This window comes from Pseudomonas sp. GWSMS-1, from assembly GCF_049847425.1.
GTDB lineage: Bacteria > Pseudomonadota > Gammaproteobacteria > Pseudomonadales > Pseudomonadaceae > Aquipseudomonas.
Genome location: NZ_JBMHHV010000005.1, coordinates 1,041,716 through 1,066,494, shown reverse-complemented (window position 1 = coordinate 1,066,494; position 24,779 = coordinate 1,041,716). Strand labels below are relative to the sequence as shown.

Below are 24,779 nucleotides of genomic sequence, written 5' to 3'. Positions count from 1 at the left end.
AATTACTTACGCAGTTCGACGCGACGGTTTTGAGCCCACGAGGACTCGTCGTTACCAGTAGCGATGGCGCGCTCTTCACCGTAGGAAACCAGTTCCAGTTGAGCTGGGGAAACGCCCTGCAGTACCAGGTAACGCTGCACAGCCTTGGCGCGACGCTCGCCCAGAGCCATGTTGTATTCACGAGTACCGCGCTCGTCAGCGTGGCCTTCCAGAACTACGCGAGCGCCATTGCCTTGCAGGTCTTTGGCGTGCACGTCCAGAGCGCGCATGGCCTCTGGCTTCAGGTCGGAGCTGTCGTATTCGAAGTAGAAGGTGGTGATAGCGCGCAGAGCAGCTTCTTCGCTCAGGCTGCCATCAACAGCGCCAGTGTTAGCACCGTAACCAGCGTTAGGATCGATAGCGCCTTCACCAGCAGCGTCACCGCCTTTAGAGGAACAACCTACAGCCACGGCGAGAGCCAAACCCAGTGCAGCGAACTTACCAAATTTCAGCATTTCCATCATATAGCTCCTAATGAACCCCAGTGTGTTAAGCAGTGTTTCAAACAACAACGGTATAGCGCCGCATCAGTTCAGGTAAGGGGACCAAGAAGGCTCTCGAACTTCGCCTTGAGCGGTAGGAAGAGGGAGCCTCACGCGTCCATTGGTGGACGCTAAAACCAAGACTCCCCGGCCCTGCTGGCGGGTGGCGTAGACTACCATGGTGCCGTTAGGCGCAACAGTGGGCGACTCATCCAAACTAGTGTCTGAAAGAATGCGCAAATTGCCGCGCTGCAGGTCTTGTGCAGCCACCTTGAACACGGTGTAACCATCCTGGCGGTGAATCATAACCAGGGTTTTCTCATCAGCAGACAGCTTCGGATTAGCGTTGTAGTTACCAATAAAGGTCACACGCTCAGCCGCACCGCTGTTGATGTTGGTTTTGTAGATTTGTGGCTTACCGGAACGATCCGACGTGAAGTACAGCGTCTGACCATCTTTGCCCCAGAAAGGCTCGGTATCGATCGAGGCCTGATTGGTTACCCGACGCAATTGCCGAGTGCCCATGTCCATCACATAGATTTCCGGGTTGCCGTCTTTGGACAGTACAAATGCCAGGCGATTGCCATCTGGCGACCACGCCGGCGCGCCATTTAGGCCTTCAAAATTGGTGACCTGCTCTCGACGACCGGTATCGATATGCTGGACGAAGATCCGCGGGCGCCTCTGTTCGAACGACACATAGGCAATCCGGCGACCGTCCGGTGCAAACGACGGCGATAGAATCGGCTCACGCGATTGCAGCAAGGTCACTGCCCGCGCACCGTCGTAGTCGGAACGCTGCAGGGTGTAACGGGTGTTACTGACCGAAAAGCGTTCAGCAGTGACATAAAGCATGCGCGTGGAAAACGCGCCTTTGACGCCGGTGAGTTTCTCGTAAGACTGATCGGCGATGTGATGCGCCATATCACGCAGCTGATCAACACCACCGCCGACACTGCCGGTCATGACTTGCTGCTGAGTGGTCACGTTAAACAGGGCGAACTGCACCTGCAGGCGACCTGCGTTGGGCACAATACTGCCAACCAGCACGTACTGCGCACCAAGTGCCTGCCAATCGCGGTAGATCACTTCAGCGGCCTGAGTCGGCAGGCTGATCATATTCTGCCGCGCGATGGGCTCGAATACGCCCGAGTTGCGCAGGTCACTGCCTATGATTTCGGCCATATCCTCAGGTAACACGGTGCCGCCCTGCCAGCCAAATGGCACGACTGCGATAGGCGTAGCACGGTCGGTACCACTGCTGATCACCAGCGGGTCAGCGGCCTGAACGGAGCCGACCAGCAAGGTCAGGCCGAGCAGAACAATACGCATCAGGGTATTCACAGACCTAAGTCCTCCGGTTTGAAGACAGCGCGACGCTGCCGGTAAAGGCGATCAAAAGTGGCACGGTCCAGCTGTTGCATTTCAGCGATACGACCGACGTTACGCACTGCTTGCACGGCCGAGTTGTCAAACGGTGAATCGCCACTCGAGCGCGTCACGCTAGCATTAGTAATGGTGCCATCGGGCAGCATTTCGATCAGTACTTCTACACTCATGCCATTGCGCGCAGAAGGCGGGCGCCGCCACTGCTGACTCACTAGCATGACAATTAAATCATCCAAACTGCCGGCCACTTCATCACCAACAGTGTCGGCCATCGCCTGCTGACGACCGACATCGTCGGACAGCAATTCGGCCAGTGCGGCAGCCTTTTTGTCTTCTACGGCCTTTCGCTGCGCCGCCTCCGCTGCTTTCTTCTTGGCGTCGTCAGCTGTTTTCTTCTTGGCAGCTTCGGCGGCCGCTTTTTTCTTCGCCTCTTCTGCCGCTTTCTTTTTGGCGTCTTCGGCTGCTTTCTTCTTCGCGTCTTCAGCAGCCTTCTTCTTGGCAGCTTCGTCAGCGGCTTTCTTCTTTGCTACGTCAGCCAGTTTTTTTTGCTCTGCTGCTTTTTTCGCCTCAGCAGACTTCTTCTCGGCGTCGGCTTTTTTAGCATCTTGGGCTTTCTGAGCCTCTTGCGCCTTCTTTTGTTCCGCTGCCTTGGCCGCTACTTTCTCTTGCTCCGCTTTTTTCTGCTCAAGCTGTTCGGTTTCGTACACAGGTGCAGTGGTCTTTTTCGTCTCACCGGCTATTTTTTGGTTGGTCTGGGTGGTGGCCTGACTCTGCGATTGCAGCTTATATAAAGTTGCCTGTACCACCGGCTTGGCCGGAGGTAGATCCGGGGCAAAAGCGAAGCTGACAAACAGCATGGCAAACATGATGACGTGCAGCGCCACTGCCCAGACCACAGGCCAAAACAGACTTTCCGAGGACGAACGCTCGCGCTGGTATTGCATCAGGGGGCCTCGGTAATCAGCCCGACGTTACCCACGTCAGCCTGCTGCAGACCACCCATGGCCGCCATCACCGTGCCGTAGTCGACGGATTTATCGCCACGCACGAACACCTGGACCTGCTTACCCGTGGCACGACTCTGATTGATGATCGCGGTTACCGCGCGAGTCATCTCTTCCAGCGTCAGCGCTTTGTCCTGCACGGTATCGACATCGACCTCAGTGCCCATATTCCAGTAGTAGGTTTTATCGGCCTTGATCGAAATAGTAAGCACTTGGGCATTGTTGTCTTGCGGCAAGGCCTCGCTGCTGACTTTCGGCAGGTCAACCTTAACCCCTTGATTGAGCATCGGCGCGGTCACCATAAAGATCACCAGCAGCACCAACATCACATCGATGTAAGGCACCACGTTCATCTCGGCGACGGGCTTGCGTCTGTTGCGAATTCTGGCCATGGCTTGAAAAACCTGTATTGAGAATGCCTAAGGCTTAGTCGTCGCTGGTGTGCACTTTGCGGTGCAGAATCGCCTGGAACTCGTCAGCGAAGGTGTAGTAGCGGCCGATCAACATTTCGCCGCGCGATGCAAAACGGTTGTAGGCAATAACCGCCGGGATCGCCGCAAACAAACCAATGGCAGTGGCAATCAGCGCTTCAGCAATACCCGGCGCGACAGTGGCCAGGGTGGCCTGCTGCACCTGGGCCAGGCCGCGGAAGGAGTTCATGATCCCCCACACGGTACCGAACAGGCCGATATACGGGCTGGTCGACCCCACGGTGGCCAAGAACGGCAGGCTCTGCTCCAGCTTTTCTTCTTCGCGCGAGATCGCTACGCGCATGGCGCGTGCCACGGCATCCATAACCGCATCCGGGTCAACACCTGGCTGCTGACGCAGGCGTGAGAAGTCTTTGAAACCGGCGCGGAAAATTTGCTCGAGCCCGGAATCCGGGTCCGGATTGCTGCCTGCCTGGCGGTACAGCTTGGACAGGTCGATACCCGACCAGAAGCGCTCTTCGAAATTGTCCAAGGCACGCTTGGCCGCACGCAGCAAAGCGGTGCGCTGGAAAATCATGACCCACGAAGTGACCGATGCGGCCACCAGCGTCAGCATTACCAGTTGCACCACCAGACTGGCGTTGCTGATCAGACTCCACATCGACATGTGGTCAACGGCGTTGGCTTCCACGCTTACTCTCCTGCTCTAGATGTACCCGCGCCACCCTGCCCGGCAAAGGCCGCATGCAGAGTTGGGGGAATAGCCCGGGGTTTTAAATTGTCGGCGCGCACACAGGCCACCATAAATTGCCCTTCACAGAGCAACACATCATCCGCTGCCCGCCTGACTTGCTGACGAAAACGCAAGCTGGCACGGTTTAACTCAACCACTTCAGCGCTTACCACCAGCTCATCATCGAGCCTGGCTGGCGCGTGATAGCGCGCTTCAGCCGAGTGCACAACAAACAACAGGCCCTCCTCGGCCAACGTCGACTGGAGAAAACCCAGATCACGCAGGCGTTCGGTACGAGCCCGTTCCATAAATTTGAGGTAATTGACGTAGTAGACGATGCCGCCCGCATCGGTGTCTTCGAAATAAACCCGACAACGAAAGGTGAACGGCTGAACTCCGTTTTGCGCGCGCATACTCTAGTCTTAGCTCCCGGTCTTGCCAATTGGGTACAGCAAGTATTTTTTCTTACTCCAGCGCACCGTTAGCCTGCTGCTCCACGGGCAGTTCGCCCATGCGTTTCGGTACATTCAGCCCAAAATGCAGGTAGGCATGCCGGGTCACAACACGCCCACGCGGGGTGCGCATGATGTAACCCTGCTGGATTAGATAAGGCTCCAGTACATCCTCAATGGTATGGCGCTCCTCGCTGATGGCTGCAGCCAAGTTGTCGACACCGACTGGTCCGCCATCGAACTTCTCGATCATGGTCAGCAGCAGGCGCCGATCCTGGTGATCGAACCCCCGCTCATCGACATCCAGCAAGTTCAGCGCGAGGTCGGCAATCGACCGGGTGATATCGCCCTGGCCGCGCACTTCAGCAAAGTCACGCACCCGGCGCAGCAAGCGGTTGGCGATACGTGGTGTACCACGCGCTCGGCGCGCAATCTCGAATGCACCCTGCGGTTCAATCGGCAAACCCAGAATCCCCGCCGAACGCATGATGATGGTGGTCAGGTCTTCAGTGTTATAGAACTCCAAGCGCTGGACGATACCGAAACGATCACGCAGCGGATTGGTCAGCATGCCGGCGCGGGTGGTAGCACCGACCAAGGTAAAGGGCGGCAGGTCGAGCTTAATCGAACGCGCTGCCGGGCCCTCGCCGATCATGATGTCGAGCTGGAAGTCCTCCATCGCCGGGTACAGCACTTCTTCGACAATCGGCGAAAGACGATGAATCTCATCGATAAACAGCACATCGCCCGGCTCAAGATTGGTCAGCAGCGCGGCCAGATCGCCCGGTCGCTCTAGAACTGGGCCGGACGTGCTCTTGATTGAGACATTCATTTCCTGGGCGATGATATTGGCCAGGGTCGTCTTACCCAGGCCAGGCGGGCCGAAAATCAAGGTGTGATCGAGCGCTTCACTGCGTCCACGGGCGGCCTGGATAAACAGCTCCATCTGCTCACGCACGCTTGGCTGACCAATGTACTCAGCCAGCTTAAGCGGGCGAATGGCACGATCAACCTGCTCGTCACGGTCACGGGGGTGGCGGTAATCAGACGATCAGCTTCTAGCACTAGACCATTCCCTTAAGGGCTCGACGAATCATATCTTCACTGCTCAAACCTTCTTCCTTAATAGCTGAGACGGCGCGACTGGCTTCCTGGGGTTTGTAGCCGAGCGAAATAAGTGCGCTGACGGCATCATTCTCCGCGCTTGAGACTGCGCCACCGGCGCGAGGTTCCGCCACCAGTGGCGACATACCCGGCACAACGTCCCAAGCCTTGAAGCGGTCTTTCAACTCAACCAGCAAACGCTCAGCCGTTTTCTTGCCGACCCCGGGGATTTTCACCAACACCGAGGTGTCTTGCGCCTGCACGCAACGCACCAGCTCATCGACCTCCAGCCCCGACATCAATGCCAGTGCCAACTTCGGCCCTACGCCATTCAGGCGGATGAGCTCGCGAAACAGTTCGCGCTCACGCTTCTCAAAAAAACCATAGAGCAGATGCGCGTCTTCACGCACCACCAAATGAGTGTGCAGCGTCAGCGGCTCGCCCACCGGGGGCAAACGGTACAGGGTGGTCATGGGGACTTCCAACTCATAACCCAAACCATTTATGTCAACAATCACATGGGGCGGCTGCTTTTCCGCCAGGGTGCCGCGCAAACGTCCGATCACCGCTGCTTTCCTTAAAAATTACGTTACAAACGAAGGCGACCGGCACGACGCTTGGCGCCGACCAGACCGTGAGGAATGAGACTCTGTCGATGATGGGCATGACACAAAGCAATCGCCAGGGCATCAGAGGCGTCGATCTGTGGCTTCTGCACCAGCTTGAGCAGGTGCATGACCATTAGCTGCACTTGCTCCTTGTCCGCCCCACCGCTGCCGGCAATCGCCTGTTTAACCTGAGTCGCGGTGTATTCGGCGATATCCAGCCCAGCCTCAATCCCTGCGACGATGGCCACACCACGCGCCTGACCGAGCTTAAGCGCAGAGTCCGGGTTACGCGCCATAAACACCCGCTCAATGCCCATGGTGACCGGCCCGTAGGTCTCAATAACCTCGCGCACGCCGCGAAACACCACCTGCAGACGCTCCGGCATGGAGCCATTGCCCGTACGAATACAGCCCGAGGCGACATAGTCGCAATTACGCCCGTTATCGCGCACCACGCCGTAGCCGGTAATGCGCGAACCCGGGTCGATGCCGAGAATCAAGGTCATGCCTACCGCTCACTCAAGGTACCCGCCAACTCAGCCGGCACACTGTCTATTTATCCAGTTGGCGAGTATAGAGCCCGGCATGGCTTGCGTCACCCAGCCAGCCCCCATAAAAAAACCGGAAGCGCTGGATTATTCACCCAACTACTTCCGGTTTCGCTAAAGCCATGGACAATCAGCCAAGCTGCTCCATCAGCTCATCAGGAATCTCGGCGTTGTGGTAAACCTCCTGCACATCGTCGAGGTCTTCCAACATGTCGATCAGTTTGATGACCTTCTGCGCAGTGTCCAGATCCGTAATCGGCGCGCTAATCGAAGGGATCATGGCAATTTCAGCGTCCTCAGGCTTGAAACCTGCAGCACTGAGCGCTTCGTTAACGGCATGAAAATCAGCAAAGCTGGTGGAGACCAGCGCCGAGCCATCTTCACCCATCTCCACGTCATCGGCGCCAGCCTCCAACGCCGCCTCCATCAGCGCATCTTCGTCGACACCCGGCGCGAAGCTGAGCTGGCCTTTGCGGTCGAACATATAGGCCACCGAGCCATCGGTACCCAGGTTGCCACCACACTTGGTAAAGGCATGGCGCACTTCCGCAGCCGTACGGTTACGGTTGTCGGTCATGGCCTCAACGATAATCGCCACACCACCGACGGCGTAGCCTTCATAGCTCAGCTCCGCAACGTTGTCGGCGTCATTGTTACCGGCGCCACGTGCAATCGCCCGATCGATGACATCACGCGACATGTTGGCGGTCAGTGCCTTGTCCACCGCCAGACGCAGACGTGGGTTGTCCGCCGGGATCGGGCCACCGTGCTTGGCCGCAACCGTCAGCTCACGAATAATCTTGGTGAAAATCTTGCCGCGCTTGGCGTCCTGACGCCCTTTGCGGTGCTTGATGTTGGCCCACTTGGAATGACCAGCCATAACTCACTCCGGTTATTTCACATTCGTTATCAAGGCGTGAGAGTTCGAGTCTCTCCGCCCTGCCATAAAGAAGAAGCCTGGAAAACCAGGCTTCTTTTGACGCTTTATTCCGCTTTCGGCTGCTCGCGCAGACGAATGTGCAACTCGCGCAACGACTTGTTATCCACCTCACCCGGCGCCTGCGTCATAACACAAGCCGCGCTCTGGGTTTTCGGGAAGGCAATCACTTCGCGAATCGACTGCGCACCGGTCATCAGCATCACCAGGCGATCAAGGCCGAAGGCCAAACCACCGTGAGGCGGCGCACCGAACTTCAGGGCATCGAGGAGGAAACCGAACTTCTCCTGCTGCTCGTCTTCGCTAATGCCCAGTACGCGGAACACCGTCTGCTGCATCGACTTATCGTGGATACGGATCGAGCCGCCACCCAGCTCAGTACCGTTGAGCACCATGTCATAGGCGCGCGACAGTGCGGCCGCCGGGTTGGCTTCCAGCTCTTGCGGGCTGCAGCTCGGTGCGGTGAACGGGTGGTGCATGGCGGTCAGGCTGCCGTCGTCGTTCTCTTCGAACATCGGGAAGTCGACGACCCATAGCGGCGCCCACTCACAGGTCAGCAGATTGAGGTCGTGACCCAACTTGATACGCAGCGCGCCCAATGCCTCGGAAACGATCTTGGCCTTATCGGCGCCGAAGAACACGATGTCGCCGTCGACCGCACCGACGCGATCAAGGATCACATTGATGTTGTCCAGCGGGATGTTCTTAACGATCGGCGATTGCAGACCTTCAACGCCATTGGCGCGTTCGTTGACCTTGATATAGGCCAGGCCCTTGGCACCGTAGATGCCGACGAACTTGGTGTAATCGTCGATCTGCTTGCGCGGCATGCTCGCCCCGCCTGGTACGCGCAAAGCGGTAACGCGGCACTTGGCATCGTTAGCTGGGCCGGCGAAGACTTTGAAGTCGACATCTTTGAGCTGATCAGCAACGTCCACCAGCTCCAGCGGGTTACGCAGGTCCGGCTTGTCCGAACCATAACGGCGCATGGCTTCGGCCAGGGTCATGTGCGGCAACTCGCCGAACTCAACATCCAGCACTTCTTTAAACAGCTGGCGAATCATCTTCTCGGTGATGGCCATGATGTCAGCCTCGTCGAGGAAGCTGGTTTCGATGTCGATCTGAGTGAATTCAGGCTGACGATCGGCACGCAGGTCTTCGTCACGGAAGCACTTAGCGATCTGGTAGTAGCGGTCGAAGCCGGCGACCATCAGCAATTGCTTGAACAGCTGCGGCGACTGCGGCAGCGCGAAGAAGCTGCCGGCGTGGGTGCGGCTTGGCACCAGATAGTCGCGCGCGCCTTCTGGCGTGGCACGGGTGAGGATCGGCGTTTCAACGTCAAGGAAGCCGTTGTCGTCGAGGTAGCGGCGAATGCTGCTGGTGATGCTTGAACGCAGCTTCAACTTGGCCGCCATTTCCGGGCGACGCAGGTCGATAAAGCGGTAACGCAGGCGGGTTTCTTCGCCCACATCGGTGTATTCGTTAAGTGGGAACGGCGGGGTTTCCGCTTCGTTCAGCACTTCCAACTCATAACCCAGCACTTCAATCGCGCCGGAGGCCATGTTGGCATTACCCGCACCCGCCGGACGCAAGCGCACCTTGCCGGTGATTTTCACCACATATTCGCTGCGCACTTTATCAGCCGCTGCAAAGGTTTCGGCACGATCCGGGTCGAACACCACCTGAGCCAGACCTTCACGGTCACGAATGTCGAGGAAAATCACCCCGCCATGGTCACGGCGGCGATGTACCCAACCGCAAAGGGTGATTTCCTGGCCGTCCAGGCTCTCGTTCAGTTGGCCGCAATAATGGCTGCGCATCATGGTGGTAATCGCTTCTCTTGAGTCTTGAATTCGTTGGGCCGCAATCAATGCGACGCTCGTTGGCCGGTTGGCGCATGCGCCTGTTCCCGCAATTGCGCTGATTTTCATGGGCGACAACTGACCGGCAACGCATACGCAATCGCCCGCAAGAGCCCACAAAACACGGCAAAGGGCGGGATTATATATGGTTAAGCCGTCACGTGCAGCCGCCGCCATACGCGCTATTACCAGCCCTTCCTATACTCAGGCGTGCAGCTTTCAGACTATCGGTTAGTGGAGAAGCCTATGAGCAGGCCAGACTTGGCTGAATTACCCAGCGATTTGCTGGATGACTTTCGCCTGGAGTCCAACGAACAATTCCAACGCTGCGAGCAATTACTGATTGAGCTTGAGCACGCACCCAATGACAACGAGCGCCTGCGTGTATTGTATCGTTTGATCCACACTGTCAAGGGCAACCTGGGCTGCGTCGGACTGGATGCGCTGATCAGCGTCCCACAAGCCATGGAGGATGTACTGTCTTGCTTGCGTGACGGCGAGCTGAGTTTTGACAGCCTACTGGGCGATATTCTCTTGCTAACCCTCGACCACCTCAAAGAACTTATCCATCACGCATTCGGCGGCCACGAGACACAGCTTAGCGACAGCCAGATCCAGGCCCTTGCCCAGTCACTCAGCCACCTTGCGCACATACCTGCAGCGCAACAAACCGGCATGCGTAGCGCACTGCTACAGCAACTCGACCCCAGCTCTGAAGCCTCCACCCTCCAAACTATCGAGCAACCTGCGGTTGCCGAACTGCTGACACGCTACGGCATTGAGCTCAATGCCGACCTGTTGTTCTTTATCGATTTGATGAAAGCCAGCGAGCGTCGCTCGCACTACTGGCAAGGCCGTGGGCTACGCCAGCTCGATCTGGCCCTAGCCATCAACCAGTTGGGCGGCACCCCAGAACAGCCCGAGCAGCTGACAGCAGCCATCTGCCTGCACGACGTAGGCATGGCCTTCTTGCCGCTGGACATGCTGCACAAAGAGGTCAACTTCACTCATGAAGAACGTCGCCGAATGCAGTCGCACCCGCGCATCGCCCATGACCTGCTCAAGCGTATGCCACACTGGCATTCAGCCGCGGAAATCGTCCTGCAGCACCAGGAGCGTGCGGACGGCAGTGGCTACCCCAAAGGCCTGAAAGAAATCGAAACCAGCCCTGGCGCACTCATTATTGGCATCGTCGACACCTTCGACGCGCGCACTCACGAGCGTGCCCACCAGAAGCTGAACAAGCGCCCACTGCTGCGCGCCATTCTCGAAATCAACAACCTTGCAGGGACTCAGTTCAGCGCTCATTGGGTTGAGCTTTTCAATCAAACGTTACAGCGGTATCCAGAACTGGCGCATCGTCACGCTCCCGAAACCGCCCCAATCACCGAGCACACAACGCGCCACTAAACGCGCCACTAGAAAATTGAACCCTGGCTCGGCAATATCATCCAAACAGCACTTCTATTGATATGAAGCAGGATAAAGCTCAACAGCCGCCATGTTAGGCTTTGCCCATCAAAGAGCAGCTACCCGCCCCACCTGAGAGGATAAATGGTATGGAAATCAACATTGGTATTGCCGAGCAGGATCGCGCCGCCATCGCTGAGGGCTTGTCGCGCTTACTCGCTGACACGTACACGCTGTACCTGAAAACCCATAACTTCCATTGGAACGTCACCGGCCCAATGTTCAACACCCTGCATTTGATGTTTGAAGGTCAATACACCGAGCTGGCACTGGCCGTGGACGATATTGCAGAGCGTATTCGCACCCTGGGCTTCCCAGCACCTGGCACCTATGCGGCCTACGCCCGCCTCTCCTCCATTAAGGAAGAAGAAGGCGTCCCAGATGCGCAGGACATGATCAAGCTACTGGTTCAAGGCCAGGAAGCCGTCGTACGCACAGCCCGCGGGATCTTTCCGCTGTTGGATAAAGTCAGCGACGAACCTACCGCTGACCTATTGACCCAACGCATGCAAGTCCATGAAAAAACCGCTTGGATGCTGCGCAGCCTGCTAGCCGCCTAACAAGCCAAAACCTTGCCTGGCGTAAACCTAAAAACAATAAACCTCGGGAGCACTTCTCGAGGTTTATTGTTTTCTAGGTGGCGAGCCATACAGATTTAGCCGCCAGCCTTAGACACCTAAAGCGATTGACCCAGCATCCACGGGCCTTTTGCTAGGCGAATGAACAACAGCTGTTCTATGCTTTGGCCAATTGGACCCCTGACACAGTGATGTGCATGAACACTCCCAAAAAAGCACCCGGCATCCTAGAACTGTATCCCGAAGATACGCGCGACGCTGCCGCGCTTCTGAAAAAATCAGTGCCTCTAATGATGCGCCATGGCATTCCACCGAATCCGGTGCACTACGCCCTTTGGTACACCTACAGCAAAGGGCTTGAGCCGGAACTTAATCGCCGCTTGGATAAGACCGTCGCAGACTTTGACAGCTTCCCCCCGGAAACCGCAGTCAAGCTGTTTCGTGACTACATCATCCACGGCGAACTCGAAGAAGCGCGAGCAGGCCAGCAACAAGTCATCGAACTGGTCGACGATATCGAAGGCAATGTTTCACTCAGCATTACTGGCAGCAGTAACTATCAGGCCAGCCTAGAGCTGGGTCTCGCGGCCCTGCAAGAGCCAATCATCGACGACCTGCCTAGCGTCTTGAGCGAGCTGCAAGAAAGCACTCAGCTGATGCAGAATCAGCAAACCCAATTTCTAAATCGACTGAATGCTGCCCAGCAGGAAATCAAGACCCTGCGCGGCCAACTCGAACGCGCCCACATTGCCGCAACACTGGATAACCTGACACAGGTATTCAACCGCAACGCCTTCAGCCGATTGCTTGAACAAACCCTAAGCACGGATTACAAAGGCGTTGCCCTAGTGATGCTGGATATCGACTATTTCAAACAGTTCAACGACCAATACGGGCACCCACTGGGTGATCGCGTACTGCAGCATGTTGGCCAACTACTGCGCGACACCCTCCCCGCACGCGCCATTGCCGCCCGCTATGGCGGCGAAGAGTTCTGCATCATCCTGCGTGACTACTTTGACAGCCCTACTGTTCACGCTTTTGCCGAGCAGCTACGCCTGAAAATCCAGTCACTGCGCATCAAGGTACGCCGTACCGACGAAGTACTCGACAGCATCACAGCCTCTTTTGGTTTCGCCCTTGCCAAACAAGGCGACACCCTTGAAACACTCCTCACGCGCGCCGATGACGCCCTTTATCAAGCCAAGCGCAATGGCCGCAACCAGGTAAACCCCAACCCAAGCGATACAGCACTCAGAGCCTGATTGAGAACCCCGCCTCTTTACTGTTAAATACGCCCCGTGCCGCTGAACCGCAGCCTTGGTTCGGCACACAGGCACATCGGCTGGTACCACGCGCTTCTACTCCTCCCTTGCAACGCCAAATACGCGCAGCCAGCCCTCCGTTGACCATATAAATTGAGTGAGCTAATCGAACATGTTGAAAATTGTCCATCTCCTGACGGGCGCTATCGCCCTGCTACTTTCTTTTGCTCCAGCCTTCAGCGACACGCCACAGTCACTTTTAAGCCATCCCGACGCCCTGTGCCTCGCACTGTTCGGCCTACTTAACCTTCTACTCGCTCCGCAACTGCCGATCTGGCATGCCGGCCTGCGCCATCAAGTGCAAAGCCTGGTTTCAGCACTCCTAGTAATTGGCAGCCTGCTACAAGCCTTGATCCTGCTAGCCCCCTAGCAGAAATCGCCAACCAACCTGCCAGCCTGTTTAGCCTCATCATCATCGCCGCCGCCGTGGCTCTGCACCTGGCGACCAACCTGCGCCTCAAGCCACGCAACGTCTCTAGCTCGCATGACCTGGGCGACCGCGAAACGGGCACCGTGAAATGGTTCAACACCTCGAAGGGTTTCGGCTTTATCTCCCGCGACTCGGGTGACGATATTTTTGTGCACTTTCGCGCCATTCGCGGTGAAGGCCACCGCGTACTGGTAGAAGGCCAGCGGGTCGAATTCGCCGTCATGCACCGCGACAAAGGCCTGCAGGCCGAGGACGTGATCGCCGCACTGCCCGCAAGACGCTAATCCAAAAAAACAAAAAGGCCCGCACATGCGGGCCTTTTGCATTTTAGGGACTCAATAATGCGGCGGCGGCGCCTCATCCTCGGCCATGCCGAATTGCGAACCCACCTCCTCCTGCCGCTTGATCAATGCAGCCACCTGCAACTGCAAACGCTCAAGCAACCGCTGTTGCGCTACTAGCGCATCGTTGAGTGCCTGAATCGTGTCATCTTGAAAGGCCAGGCGGCTTTGTAAATCGTTGATGCGCTCTTCTACTTCCACCAATCAGCCCTCAGCAAAACAGAAACCCTCAGTCAAAATCAGCCGCAACCGAGCCTTCAGCGCCACTAACTGCTCAGCACTATAAGGCTGCGCAGGATGCTTACCCCATACAGGCGCGGGCCAGGCCACGTCATTGCGACGACGCACGACGACATGCATGTGCAACTGGCTGACCACATTCCCCAGCGTAGCGACATTCATTTTATCCGCTGCAAAACAGTCTTTAAGCACTTCAGCCAAGCGATTAGTTTCCTGCCAGAGCTGCAGCTGATCCGCTGCATCCAACTGAAACAGCTCACTCACAGCCTCACGACGCGGCACCAAGATAAACCACGGGTACTGCGCATCATTCATCAGCAGCAGACTGCACAACGGGTAATCACCCAATAAAGCGTGTCCTGCTGCAAACGCGAATCCAGAACAAACATCACCATTAACCCCTAAAAATCCACCCACAGTGTTTTGACAACGATCGAACAGGCTGAGCAACAGCACCCGACTGCGACACCCGAGCCAAGATAGCCAGCAGCTCGCCAACCCAGCTAGAGCATGCAAATACCCGCAATGCAGGATACGCCGAAGCAGTGCTTCCAGCATCCATGGTGCAGACCCCACAAACTTCGCACCATTAGAAAGCACTCAACAGAACCATCCCACGCCCGCGCACCAAAACTGTTCCCTCGGTAATCCCAACACAGCAGCCACATGCCAGACAGGCACGATCCGACTGCAACCCTCTGAAAACCCAGGAGAACACAATCAACAAAAAAACCTTCAGCTGACGATAGAAATAGAAATAACGCCTGAAAAGCCTCGAAAACCCAAAACAACATCCCGAAAAAGTGACGAACCAAGTCGCCTAGCGGCTAAAAAACAGGCCTTTGGCATTTTGTGCACGACTATTGCTTAGCAATCCCTGACGAATCGTATCGCGCCTCGCCTGCAGAAAATCATCAGCAGACAAGCGCAAAAATCCGTCAGTAATGACTTACAGCACGCCTGCAGCATCTACAAAATTGCGACATGATTCATAGGCTTTGCGACACAGCTTTGAAGAAAACGCAATGGATAGATTGCAACTATCGCCAACATAGGCAGCGTGCTATAAGTTATCGCCGACACAAAAAGAAAAGAGCCGCCATACAACAACCAGCAGGGCGGCGCAACTTTTATAAACCAAAGGAGCAATCACGATGCAAGTGATGAAGTGGAGCGTAATCGCCCTCGCAGTAGCAGCGGGCAGTACTCAAATGGCATTCGCCTCAAGCCAGTCCGAATCCAAGGGCTTCCTTGAAGACAGTACCCTCAACCTATTCAATCGCGTTCTTTACATGAACCGTGATTTCCGCTCGGGCGGCCCTCAGCGCAGCGCTCAAAGCTATCGCGAAGAAACAGGTCTTGGCATTCGCGTACTTGCCGAGTCTGGTTTCACCCAAGGTACAGTCGGTGTCGGCGTCGACGCGCACAGCCTAAGCAGCATTAAGCTGGATGGCGGTCGCGGCCATAAAGGCAATGGCTTTTTGACACGACTAGCAACGGCCACAATGATGACACTCAAACTGAAGTCGGCGGCGCTATTAAGTTCCGTGTTTCTGACACAGTTCTAAAGTACGGCAACATGGTCACGGGTAGCCCTGTATTCTCCACAGACGACAGCCGAATCTTGCCGGAAGTCGCTACAGGCACTTTGCTGACCAGCAACGAAATCGAAGGTTTGGAACTGACTGCTGGCCGCTTTACGGCAATGAGTAGCCAGGTCAGTACTGATCGCGACACTTTTGGTCTTAAAGAAATTAACATCATTGGTGCTAGCTATAGCTTCACCGATAATTTCTCTGGCGCTATCCACCACTCTGACGCGGAAGACAACTTCAAGAAGACTTATGTCAACTTGAACTACAACCTACCGCTGACAGAGTCCCAGTCTCTGAATTTTGACCTCAACGGCTATAAAACTAGCGGTGACGGCAAAGAACTTCTAGGCGAAATGGATAACACCATCTGGAGCCTTGCTGCCGCCTACTCCATGGGCTCACACACATTCACCTTGGCCCACCAGCGCTCCACTGGTGACACCAGCTACCGCTATGGCGACATTGACGGTGGCGGTACCATTTGGCTGTCTAACTCCGTTCAATACTCTGACTTCAACGCTAAAGATGAAACCTCCTGGCAGGTTCGCTATGACCTGAATATGGCTGAGTATGGCGTTCCTGGCCTGAGCTTCATGACTCGTTACATCGCCGGCGACAATATCGACGTTGGTAGTGGCTCAGACGCTCAAGAGCGAGAGCTCAACCTTGAAGCCAAATATGTGATCCAAGAAGGTGCCGCCAAAGATCTTTCTTTCCGCGTTCGTAACGCTTTCTACCGTGCAGATAATTCGTACGGTGGTGACGTAAATGACTTCCGCCTGATCGTTGAGTACCCACTTAGCATTCTGTAATTCAGACTGTTTAGCCTGCAAAGAAAGCCCGACTTAGGTCGGGCTTTTTTATTGCCTACAGAAACTTAAAGCGGCAACGCATAAGTCCCCGTCACATGCGCCACCAACTCACCCTCATGCCCCAGCGAATAGACCGACACTTCGCACACAGCCTGCCTGCGACTCAAGCGCAATATGCGCGCCTCAGCTAATAGATCCAACGGCTTTGGCTTAACCAGAAAATTGATATTCAAGTTGGACGTAACGGCCATCTCCACCCGCCCGAGGCTGCCGAGCACCACGGCATACATCGCCGCATCGGCCAGCGCCATGATGGTTGGACCAGACAGCGTGCCGCCGGGCCGCACCAGCTTACTGTGGAATGGCACGCGCGCCAGCGCGCCCTTAGCATCCAGTCGATCGATGCACAGGTTAATGTCTTCCGCCATTGGTAACCCTGCGCGAATTAGCGCCTGCACCTGCTCTGCCGTCAATATCGACACACACATCTCCTTTTTATCGGCACACGCCAGCCTCCTGTACGCATCTGTACAGGCACCGTACAATGCCGACCATTGAAATCCTCTTGCAAACGACAGAACAGCCAAATATGCGTACTAGCCAGTTCCTGCTCTCGACCCTTAAAGAAAACCCTTCCGATGCCGTAGTGATCAGCCATCAGTTGATGCTACGTGCCGGCATGATCCGCAAATTGGCTTCTGGCCTCTACACCTGGCTGCCCATGGGCCTGCGTGTGTTGCGCAAGGTTGAGAAAGTTGTTCGCGAGGAAATGAATGCCGCCGGCGCGCTGGAAGTGCTGATGCCTGGCATCCAGCCCGCCGAACTGTGGCAAGAGTCAGGCCGCTGGGAGCAATACGGCCCTGAACTGCTGCGCATGAAGGACCGCCATGGTCGTGACTTCTGCGCCGGCCCGACCCACGAAGAAGTGATCACCGATTTGGCGCGCAACGAGCTGAATAGCTACAAGCAGCTGCCGATCAACCTGTACCAGATCCAAACCAAGTTCCGTGACGAAACGCGTCCGCGCTTCGGTGTGATGCGTGGCCGCGAGTTCATCATGAAGGATGCTTACTCGTTCCACGTTGATCAGGCTTCGCTGCAACAAACCTACGATCGCATGCACCAGGCCTACTGCAACGTATTCACGCGTCTGGGCCTTAACTTCCGCCCTGTACAGGCGGATACAGGCTCTATCGGCGGTACCGGCTCCCATGAGTTCCATGTGCTGGCCGAGTCGGGTGAAGACGATATCGCCTTCAGCAACGCCTCCGACTACGCCGCCAATATCGAAAAAGCCGAAGCACTGCCTCGTGAAACCGTCCGCGCTGACGCATGCGAAGCCATGCGTCTGGTCGACACCCCAGACACCAAGACCATTGATGCGCTGGTTCAGGGGTTCGATATTGCGATCGAGAAAACCATTAAAACCCTCATCGTGCACGGTGCTAAAGAAGGCACGCTGATCGCTTTGATCGTACGCGGCGACCATGAACTCAATGAGATCAAGGCCGCGAACTTGGAGCTGGTTGCCAGCCCACTGGTTATGGCCAGCGAAGCTGAAATTCGCGCCACCATCGGCGCAGGTCCTGGCTCGCTGGGGCCCATCAACCTGCCAATCCCTTGCGTCATCGACCGCTCGGTTGCCCTGATGAGCGATTTCGCTTCAGGTGCCAACATCGACGACAAGCACTATTTCGGCGTCAACTGGGAGCGTGACCTGCCACTGCCGGAAGTTGCCGACCTGCGCAACGTTCTGGCCGGCGACCCAAGCCCGGATGGCCAAGGCACGCTGGAAATCAAGCGCGGCATCGAAGTCGGGCATATCTTCCAGCTCGGCACTAAATACAGTGAAGCGCTGAACTGCCAGGTCCTCGGCGAGAACGGCAAGCCGGTAACACTGACCATGGGCTGTTACGGCATTGGTGTTTCCCGCGTTGTAGCGGCAGCTATCGAGCAGAACAATGATGAGCGCGGCATTCTCTGGAATGACGCCCTCGCACCGTTCCAAATAGCCCTGGTGCCGCTGCGCTATGAGACTGAAGCCGTGCGTGAAGCGACCGACAAGCTCTATGCCGAGCTGACCGCGGCAGGCTTCGAAGTCTTGCTGGATGACCGTGACAAAAAGACCAGCCCAGGCATTAAATTTGCCGACATGGAACTGATCGGCATCCCACACCGCATCGTCGTCAGCGACCGTGGCCTGGCCGAAGGTAACCTGGAATATAAGAGCCGCAAGGAAACCGAAGCCCAGGCTGTGCCTGTGGCTGACATCCTGAGTGTTATCCAGGCCCGTATCAGCCACTGATTTCAGCCCTTTTAGCAAGAGCCGTCATGTTCAAGCGAAACGCCCTCAGCCTTACTGCCACCCTTCTGGGTGGCAGCTTGCTTCTCAGTGGTTGCGCCAACCAGTTACCGCAGCGCAGCGAGCACGAGGAGCGCATCGAGCGCAAATTACTCGACCACAGCCTGCAGATCGATGTTGGCGAGCCACGCGTACTGGAGCTGCCGCAGCGCCGCGTGCGCGTGCATGAACAAAAGACCTTTGAGGTCACGGCATTTAACGTAACCCGCCGCTATGACCGCTACACCCCTTACCAGCCTTGGCGCGAGCTGTATGAGATACCGCTCGGCGCACTGGCAGTGGTCGGCGGCATCGGAGCCAACGTGTTGAACGTGGTACTGCTCGGCAGCCTGCCTGATAGCGTCACCAAGGACTGGATCAGTTACGGCTTTGCGGGTCTTAACCCAGCGATAAACGTCGAGTCCAATGGCCGTTCGCAACAGAGCCTGGCCAGCCTTGAAGAGCACCGACAGGACGCCCGGATGGAGTATTCCAGCCTACCCTGGGCCGAGCGCCCGGTAGTGGTTAAAGCAGGCGAGCAGAGCCACGAGCTGCTGACCGACCGCAACGGCATCCTGCGCCTGAACCTGCTCGACAGCCCGTTTGCCGAGCAGGATGTCACGCGTATCAGCACTCTGCTGCTGACGGTTGAGGATGACCAAGGTTCGGCACGTGCCGACGCCTCACTGCTGGTCAGCCGCACCTTGCGCGGCAAGCTACAAGAAGCCCATGAGCTGATTTACAGCGACCTCGAAGACGATGACGTTGCTCAGTGGGTGCACCGGGTCAAGCGTCTGTCAGAGCTAGGCCTCGAAGAAGAAGCCAGCGAGCTGGAGCAGAGCCTGATTGAGCTGACGCGCAACGACCCGGAGCTACAGAAGATCTTCCTCTTGTCCTTGACCAAGGACGCCGGCCGCCTGGTCGCCGACCCAGGCAACGACTAACAGGCGCATGCGGCAGCGCCTGATCTGCGCCCTTCTCGGCCTAATGCTCTGCAGTGCCGGGCTGGCCGACGTACGCCAGGCGCCAGAGCCCGAGTTGCGTACATTGCTGCAACAGACCGTGGCCCAGGCGGATAGCTTTCAGGATCGGTTCGATGCCGAGGTGTGGCTGCTGGACATGTCCACACGCATGCGCCGTTATATTCCGAATGCCGAGGAACGCCTAAGCCTACTCAGGCTGGTGCATCGCGAGGCCAGTAAGGCAGGCTTGCGCCCGGATTTGGTGATTGCGTTGATTCACGCCGAAAGCCATTTTGATCGCTTTGCCATTTCCTCAGTAGGCGCCCAGGGCATGATGCAGGTGATGCCCTTCTGGAAGGCAGAATTGGGCCGCCCACAGGATAACCTCACCGAAAACGCCACCAACCTGCGCTACGGCTGTACCATCTTGAGCTTCTATTTACGCAAGGAAAACGGCGATCTCAACCGCGCCCTCGCACGCTACAACGGCAGCCTGGGCAAACACACCTACTCAGCCAAGGTGGTCGGCTTCTGGCACGACTTCTGGTACGTCAAACCCTGAGTTGGCGCACAGCACCGGTAGGACAACCTCGCCAGCTGCCGGCCTGTTTCAGCGCCACAGATCGGCAATACGCTTCAACGCCGCACGATAAAGCCGGCAACGCCCTGCAGCGCCCGCTCTTGCAACTCCAGAGCGGTCACTTCGGCAGCCTCAGGCCCCTGCTGTAACCAGCTCGCCAACTCGTCCACAGCCGCTTCTTCGCCCTCGAACAGCACCTCAACACGCCCGTCTGCCAGATTGCGCACCCAACCATCGAGGTCAAGACGCTCAGCCTGCGCCGCAGTCGCCTGACGGAAGTACACCCCTTGAACACGACCGCTGACATAGCCATGCCTACACACACGCGCCATGGTTCTACCCCTCCGCCTTGAGTGCCGCCAGACGGGCGCTGAGGCCCGCTGCGGTTTGCTCACCGACCAGACGCTCACGCATAAGGCCCTGCGGGTCGACGATATAGGTCACCGGCAGCACCTCGGCGCGCGGTAACTGATAACGCTCGGCGGGGTCCTGCGCAAGTACCGTGAAGGTGATCCCCATGTCTTGCGCCGCCTGACTGAGCTTATCGCCCTGCAGCGCGTCAAAATTCACCCCAAGCACCTGCACGGATTGAGCTTTGAGCTGCTTCTCTAAGGTGTTGAGTTCGGGAATCTCGGTACGACACGGCGCGCACCACTGAGCCCAGTAATTAATCACTAACCACTGGCCTTCCAGTCGCTCAGCCGCTACCTTTCGTCCATATTGATCGACGCCTATATCTTCAGCGCAACCGGCCAGCATCAGCCCTAAACCTATGCCCGCAACAGCACGAATGACCGCCTGGAAACGCATAACCATGCATTCGCTCCCTGATTCCATAAGGTTGATATGACATTAGATGCCTTGCGCCTGGAAGTGCCAGACATCCTCGAGACAGACGTCGGATCACTCGCCGACCTCAACGAGCAACTGGCCCAAGCTCGCCTGCAGCCAGTAGACCCGGCCTTGCAGCAAGTGCTCAGCTTGCTCTTCAGGCTAAACCGCAGTGCCATGACCTTACTCGAAAGGCAACGCGCCCTGCAAAGCTTCAGCGACCAGTACCGGCACTACTGCAAGGCTTACCAAGGCGAGCATCCACCGACTGCATTGTTTGTGCGCCTGTGCAATGAGCTGGCCATCGGCTTCAAACGCCTGCTTCTGCAAATCCTGCAAGGTCGTCAGCCATCACGCCCCCATCTGGCGTGGTGTTTGTACATGGCTCAGCACTTTCTCGCGCAGAGCTTGCTGCGCCACTATCAGCTGTATCAGGAGCCCTCGCCCAGCCTGTGGCGGGACAGCCACTTGCTGTATTGGATTGGTGAGCATCAGGACTGCCTGGATGAGCCAGTGGCGGCCGCCTTTACCCCGCAGCCGGCGAGCACCCTGCGCGGTCTCTACCAGCAAATGCTGTTGCTGGCCCTGAGCAACCCATTCCACCTGGCTGAAGGTGAATGCGCACTACTATTCGGAGCACTCTCACCGCTGGCCGGGCTGGCGCGGTTACTGCCCTGGGATGAAGACGATGAAGTCGAAGGGCCTACCATCGACCTGACCGAAGCCCAACCCTGCCTGAGCTACGCCCAGACGCCGGAAGGCAGCGCTGATTATTTACGCCGTTTCGAGCTGGGCGCCTTGCTGGTCGCCTTGCATGATCCTGCGCCCCTGCAAAGCCCTGCTGAGCGCCAGGTGCTAGAGCGTGTACAGCAACATTGGTTGATTCGCCAACAGCGTCGCCATACCCGCGCCGATCAACGCAGCGAATGCAGCCTGGTCGTGGGGCTTAGCGCTATTCATGCCCAACTGCTGGAGCAGCGCCCGCTGCGCACCAGCGCGCAAATGCAGGATGCCAGCCCAGGCGGCGCACGCTTACTGTGCAATGCCGACCAGGCGGCGCAGCTGTCGATTGGCCAGCTGGTATTGCTGCTCACCGGCAGCGATACACCGACCCTGGCCCTGGTGCGCTGGCGCCATCTCAATAGCGAAGGCCTGCACCTGGGCCTGCGTTACCTCAAAGGTTTGCCGCGCCCAGTCTGGCTGCGTCGCGCACCCAGCGCACAAACTCATCCAGGCGTACTACAAAGCACCCCGGCACCGGGTAACGGCTGGCACCACGGCTTGTGGCTGCCCAATGGGCAGTTCGTTGCAGGGGAAAGTATCTGGCTGCAGCTAGCCAACGCGCATAACCAAGCCATCCTCCAACTGCCGGCGGCCAACCTGGTCTCGGCATCCGTCACTCGCTATCCGATGCAGCTGGCCTAACGCTATTGCCCACGCGCTAAAACTGCGAGAAAGGTCACGCCGAACATCGGCCGAGCGCACAGTCTCATCCAGAAAGCCGAGCTTATAATCCTTCGCACTCACGCATGATGCGATCTGTTATTAGCCTGGAACACAACCATGACCCAAGCCCTCGATAAGTTGGTCGGCCCCGTGCCATCTGCCATCGTCAATCTCGCCCGCTTACAGGTCACCCCTTACGAAGGGCGCGTCGCAGAGTTCAACGTAGCGGCTTGGCTACACCTACCAGGGCTGGCAAACCTGCCCGTTTCCTTGCTAATCAGCTACCGCGACGGCACTGCCCGCCGCGAAGTGATGGTCGATCACGGCAAGGTCAATCAGCACAGCAAGATTCTGCTTTCCAGCATTGCCCGGCTGCCGGTCAAGCTGAAAATTGAGGAGATGCAGGTGCGCCTGCGCTCTGCTGTTCCCGCGACCAGCTTGGTCGTCGAAGAGCTCTTCGTTCAAGCAGTTGAGTTGTCGCAGGCCGATAGCCGCCACGCGCTGGCACACTAGCCTTGCCCAACAGTAGAAACCCCGCGCACTGACGCGGGGTTTTGCGTTTAGCGCGACAGCCTCTCCGCAGGCCCGCACGCCTCGGCTGGGTCGGGCTGCACAGCTGTTGCTGAGGTTTGATCCGCGGCTGTCGAGGTATCAACCAGCGACTGCGGCCAGCAGCTAAAGCGCAGGCCGGTAATACGGTTGAGGCGCTCAAGGGCCTCTTGAGGGTCACGCTGATGCAGATGAATCACTTTGCCTTTGCTGGCTGTCATAACGTCTCACACTCTGCCAATCCCTGCCCTGCTGGCACCGATTGCTATCTACATGGCAGATAGCCAGAAACGTGCCAGCTTCCGTATAACCACATTTGGCGACCTCCATGGTCGCCAGTCGCCGTGTGTGCCGCCAGCGCAGCGCCGTAAACTGACGTTTTACGTCACTTCGACGACTGAGCCTCGGGCTGTAGCCATTGCGCGAGGTCTTCAGCAAAGAGTGCAGCCTGCTCATCCTGTAACTTCTCCAGCCCCGCGTGCAACGCCGGATACCACGCTTCATCAAGCTGCTCGGGCAAGTTCTCCACCCTCGGCAGCGGCCAAGGACTGTGGCTGAGCAATTGCTGCAAGGAGTAATGGCCGAGGTCACGGCTCAACACCCAGGTACCCGAGCCGGTCGGCGCGATCAGCTTCTGCTGTTCAAGGAAAACCAAAATCTCTTCCCACTCATGCTCTGCCAGCAGCCAACCTTGACGCTGCACATCCCGCAAACGCACCTTTAAACCCGACTGCTGACGCTCATAGAACACACGCAAAACACCGAGCGCCATCAACAAACGCGGCATCGCGCGCTTACGCCATTGCTGGGAAAACCCCAGATTGCAGACCAGCTCAGCGCCAAACAGAACAATCAGCCAGGACAGATAGATCCATAAGAGAAACAGCGGCACCGTGGCAAACGCGCCGTAGATCAACTGATAGCCGGGGAACAAACGCACATACAACCCAAACAGCATCTTCGCCACTTCAAACAGGATCGCCGCAAATAACCCGCCCAACAGCGCATGGCGCATCGGCACCTGCGCATTCGGCACCGTGGCATACAGCAGGGTGAACGCGGCCACGCTAAACACTAATGGCATGAACTTCAGTAACGCCTGCACACCCAGCAAGGCGTCAGGCCCGGAAATCAGCGACAGCGAGGTGAAATAGGTACTGATGGCAAAGCCGCCCCCAAGCAGCAGTGGCCCCAGGCTGAGAATGGCCCAGTACAGCAGGAAGCTCGACACACCCCGGCGCGGCTGGCGCACACGCCAAATGGTATTAAAGGTCTTCTCGATGGTCACCAGCATCCAGAACGCAGTGCCAGCCAACACCGCCACCCCCACCCACGTCAGCTGGCGCGCCTGGGTCGTAAATTCGCGTAGATATTGCTGCAGGGTTTCACCCGCAGAAGGCACGAAATTGCGGAAGATAAAACTCTGGATCTGCTCGCCAGTGCCCTGAAACGCGGGAATGGCCGAGAGCATGGAGAATGTCACCGTCATCATCGGCACCACGGCAAACAACGTGGTGTAGGTCAGCGCCGCAGCACTATTTGTCCCCTGATCAGCGATAAACCGCTGCAGCAAAAAACGCCAAAAGTCCCACAGTTCAGTAATCCGCTGCAGCATGCCTTCTCCTTAGCTATTTGACCGCGCAACCTGCTACAGGCGCGGATGCCGATAGCGGTTAGAATAGCCGCCATC

At 57.2% G+C, this 24,779-nt stretch carries 26 protein-coding genes and 3 pseudogenes; 11 read left to right on the top strand and 18 right to left on the bottom strand.

Going from position 1 to position 24,779, the window contains the following annotated elements:
* Positions 1 to 2: 2 nt before the first annotated feature.
* The 11 genes and pseudogenes from pal to aspS all read right to left on the bottom strand — a co-directional run bounded on the left by pal (position 3) and on the right by aspS (position 9,550).
* The gene (gene pal, locus ACEPAJ_RS08505; RefSeq protein ID WP_090237783.1) at positions 3 to 500 is read right to left on the bottom strand and encodes a peptidoglycan-associated lipoprotein Pal; all 498 of its coding nucleotides are present in this window, start codon (positions 498 to 500) and stop codon (positions 3 to 5) included.
* 66 nt (positions 501 to 566) lie between these two features.
* Positions 567 to 1,865, bottom strand: coding sequence for a Tol-Pal system beta propeller repeat protein TolB (gene tolB / locus ACEPAJ_RS08500; RefSeq protein ID WP_425914502.1), 1,299 nt, complete (start codon positions 1,863 to 1,865; stop codon positions 567 to 569).
* Positions 1,862 to 2,854, bottom strand: coding sequence for a cell envelope integrity protein TolA (gene tolA / locus ACEPAJ_RS08495; protein ID WP_425914501.1), 993 nt, complete (start codon positions 2,852 to 2,854; stop codon positions 1,862 to 1,864). Before tolA ends, tolB begins: the two co-directional genes overlap by 4 nt.
* Entirely contained in the window at positions 2,854 to 3,306 is a 453-nt protein-coding gene (gene tolR / locus ACEPAJ_RS08490; RefSeq protein WP_425914500.1) for a protein TolR, read from the bottom strand. Before tolR ends, tolA begins: the two co-directional genes overlap by 1 nt.
* A gap of 34 nt (positions 3,307 to 3,340) precedes the next feature.
* Positions 3,341 to 4,036 carry a protein TolQ gene (tolQ, locus tag ACEPAJ_RS08485; protein WP_425914499.1) on the bottom strand — a complete coding sequence of 232 codons (696 nt, stop codon included), beginning with the start codon at positions 4,034 to 4,036 and terminating at the stop codon, positions 3,341 to 3,343.
* A gap of 2 nt (positions 4,037 to 4,038) precedes the next feature.
* On the bottom strand, positions 4,039 to 4,491 hold the full coding sequence (ybgC, locus tag ACEPAJ_RS08480) for a tol-pal system-associated acyl-CoA thioesterase (RefSeq protein ID WP_425914498.1): 453 nt from the start codon (positions 4,489 to 4,491) through the stop codon (positions 4,039 to 4,041).
* Positions 4,492 to 4,543: 52 nt separating this feature from the next.
* Positions 4,544 to 5,595 (bottom strand): annotated as a pseudogene (gene ruvB, locus ACEPAJ_RS08475) (Holliday junction branch migration DNA helicase RuvB).
* Complete coding sequence (gene ruvA / locus ACEPAJ_RS08470; RefSeq protein ID WP_425914497.1) at positions 5,595 to 6,200, bottom strand: Holliday junction branch migration protein RuvA; 606 nt, start codon at positions 6,198 to 6,200, stop codon at positions 5,595 to 5,597. Before ruvA ends, ruvB begins: the two are co-directional and overlap by 1 nt.
* A gap of 23 nt (positions 6,201 to 6,223) precedes the next feature.
* Positions 6,224 to 6,748: a crossover junction endodeoxyribonuclease RuvC gene (ruvC, locus tag ACEPAJ_RS08465; protein WP_425914496.1), complete on the bottom strand. Its 525-nt coding sequence runs from the start codon at positions 6,746 to 6,748 to the stop codon at positions 6,224 to 6,226.
* A 172-nt stretch (positions 6,749 to 6,920) separates the two neighbouring features.
* Complete coding sequence (locus tag ACEPAJ_RS08460) at positions 6,921 to 7,670, bottom strand: YebC/PmpR family DNA-binding transcriptional regulator (protein WP_425914495.1); 750 nt, start codon at positions 7,668 to 7,670, stop codon at positions 6,921 to 6,923.
* 104 nt (positions 7,671 to 7,774) lie between these two features.
* Positions 7,775 to 9,550, bottom strand: a complete 1,776-nt coding sequence (gene aspS, locus ACEPAJ_RS08455; protein WP_425914494.1) for an aspartate--tRNA ligase — start codon at positions 9,548 to 9,550, stop codon at positions 7,775 to 7,777.
* 285 nt (positions 9,551 to 9,835) lie between these two features.
* On the opposite strand from aspS, the gene ACEPAJ_RS08450 reads away from it, so the two are divergent.
* The 5 genes from ACEPAJ_RS08450 (at position 9,836) to ACEPAJ_RS08430 (ending at position 13,676) form a co-directional block, all read left to right on the top strand.
* The gene (locus tag ACEPAJ_RS08450) at positions 9,836 to 10,999 is read left to right on the top strand and encodes an HD domain-containing phosphohydrolase (RefSeq protein ID WP_425914493.1); all 1,164 of its coding nucleotides are present in this window, start codon (positions 9,836 to 9,838) and stop codon (positions 10,997 to 10,999) included.
* A gap of 149 nt (positions 11,000 to 11,148) precedes the next feature.
* The gene (locus ACEPAJ_RS08445) at positions 11,149 to 11,619 is read left to right on the top strand and encodes a Dps family protein (protein WP_090237816.1); all 471 of its coding nucleotides are present in this window, start codon (positions 11,149 to 11,151) and stop codon (positions 11,617 to 11,619) included.
* Between the two features lie 215 nt (positions 11,620 to 11,834).
* Positions 11,835 to 12,902, top strand: coding sequence for a GGDEF domain-containing protein (locus ACEPAJ_RS08440; protein WP_425914492.1), 1,068 nt, complete (start codon positions 11,835 to 11,837; stop codon positions 12,900 to 12,902).
* 172 nt (positions 12,903 to 13,074) lie between these two features.
* Positions 13,075 to 13,332, top strand: a complete 258-nt coding sequence (locus tag ACEPAJ_RS08435) for a cold shock domain-containing protein membrane protein (protein ID WP_425914491.1) — start codon at positions 13,075 to 13,077, stop codon at positions 13,330 to 13,332.
* 119 nt (positions 13,333 to 13,451) lie between these two features.
* A complete protein-coding gene (locus tag ACEPAJ_RS08430; protein WP_244153932.1) occupies positions 13,452 to 13,676 on the top strand; it encodes a cold shock domain-containing protein in 225 nt (74 codons plus the stop codon).
* Positions 13,677 to 13,727: 51 nt separating this feature from the next.
* Here ACEPAJ_RS08430 and ACEPAJ_RS08425 read toward each other — a convergent pair whose 3' ends face one another.
* Positions 13,728 to 13,934 carry a SlyX family protein gene (locus ACEPAJ_RS08425; RefSeq protein WP_425914490.1) on the bottom strand — a complete coding sequence of 69 codons (207 nt, stop codon included), beginning with the start codon at positions 13,932 to 13,934 and terminating at the stop codon, positions 13,728 to 13,730.
* A 3-nt stretch (positions 13,935 to 13,937) separates the two neighbouring features.
* A pseudogene (locus tag ACEPAJ_RS08420) lies at positions 13,938 to 14,362 on the bottom strand (HIT family protein).
* A 765-nt stretch (positions 14,363 to 15,127) separates the two neighbouring features.
* Here ACEPAJ_RS08420 and ACEPAJ_RS08415 point away from each other — a divergent pair.
* Positions 15,128 to 16,380, top strand: a pseudogene (locus ACEPAJ_RS08415) (OprD family porin).
* Between the two features lie 65 nt (positions 16,381 to 16,445).
* Here the strand turns inward: ACEPAJ_RS08415 and ACEPAJ_RS08410 are convergent.
* Positions 16,446 to 16,853: a PaaI family thioesterase gene (locus tag ACEPAJ_RS08410; protein WP_425917976.1), complete on the bottom strand. Its 408-nt coding sequence runs from the start codon at positions 16,851 to 16,853 to the stop codon at positions 16,446 to 16,448.
* A 116-nt stretch (positions 16,854 to 16,969) separates the two neighbouring features.
* On the opposite strand from ACEPAJ_RS08410, the gene ACEPAJ_RS08405 reads away from it, so the two are divergent.
* The 3 genes from ACEPAJ_RS08405 to ACEPAJ_RS08395 are packed head-to-tail and all read left to right on the top strand — an operon-like array spanning position 16,970 to position 20,245.
* Positions 16,970 to 18,685, top strand: coding sequence for a proline--tRNA ligase (locus ACEPAJ_RS08405; protein ID WP_425914489.1), 1,716 nt, complete (start codon positions 16,970 to 16,972; stop codon positions 18,683 to 18,685).
* A 26-nt stretch (positions 18,686 to 18,711) separates the two neighbouring features.
* On the top strand, positions 18,712 to 19,665 hold the full coding sequence (locus ACEPAJ_RS08400; RefSeq protein ID WP_274089328.1) for a hypothetical protein: 954 nt from the start codon (positions 18,712 to 18,714) through the stop codon (positions 19,663 to 19,665).
* Positions 19,666 to 19,672: 7 nt separating this feature from the next.
* A complete protein-coding gene (locus ACEPAJ_RS08395) occupies positions 19,673 to 20,245 on the top strand; it encodes a transglycosylase SLT domain-containing protein (RefSeq protein ID WP_425914488.1) in 573 nt (190 codons plus the stop codon).
* Positions 20,246 to 20,319: 74 nt separating this feature from the next.
* Here ACEPAJ_RS08395 and ACEPAJ_RS08390 read toward each other — a convergent pair whose 3' ends face one another.
* Complete coding sequence (locus ACEPAJ_RS08390) at positions 20,320 to 20,595, bottom strand: acylphosphatase (protein ID WP_425914487.1); 276 nt, start codon at positions 20,593 to 20,595, stop codon at positions 20,320 to 20,322.
* A gap of 4 nt (positions 20,596 to 20,599) precedes the next feature.
* A complete protein-coding gene (locus tag ACEPAJ_RS08385; RefSeq protein ID WP_425914486.1) occupies positions 20,600 to 21,079 on the bottom strand; it encodes a TlpA disulfide reductase family protein in 480 nt (159 codons plus the stop codon).
* A gap of 30 nt (positions 21,080 to 21,109) precedes the next feature.
* Here ACEPAJ_RS08385 and ACEPAJ_RS08380 point away from each other — a divergent pair, with 30 nt between their 5' ends.
* Complete coding sequence (locus tag ACEPAJ_RS08380) at positions 21,110 to 22,519, top strand: PilZ domain-containing protein (protein ID WP_425914485.1); 1,410 nt, start codon at positions 21,110 to 21,112, stop codon at positions 22,517 to 22,519.
* Between the two features lie 138 nt (positions 22,520 to 22,657).
* A complete protein-coding gene (locus tag ACEPAJ_RS08375; RefSeq protein WP_274089333.1) occupies positions 22,658 to 23,053 on the top strand; it encodes a hypothetical protein in 396 nt (131 codons plus the stop codon).
* Between the two features lie 47 nt (positions 23,054 to 23,100).
* Here ACEPAJ_RS08375 and ACEPAJ_RS08370 read toward each other — a convergent pair whose 3' ends face one another.
* The gene (locus ACEPAJ_RS08370; protein ID WP_425914484.1) at positions 23,101 to 23,310 is read right to left on the bottom strand and encodes a hypothetical protein; all 210 of its coding nucleotides are present in this window, start codon (positions 23,308 to 23,310) and stop codon (positions 23,101 to 23,103) included.
* A gap of 164 nt (positions 23,311 to 23,474) precedes the next feature.
* Entirely contained in the window at positions 23,475 to 24,704 is a 1,230-nt protein-coding gene (locus ACEPAJ_RS08365) for a virulence factor BrkB family protein (RefSeq protein WP_425914483.1), read from the bottom strand.
* Positions 24,705 to 24,779 lie beyond the last annotated feature (75 nt).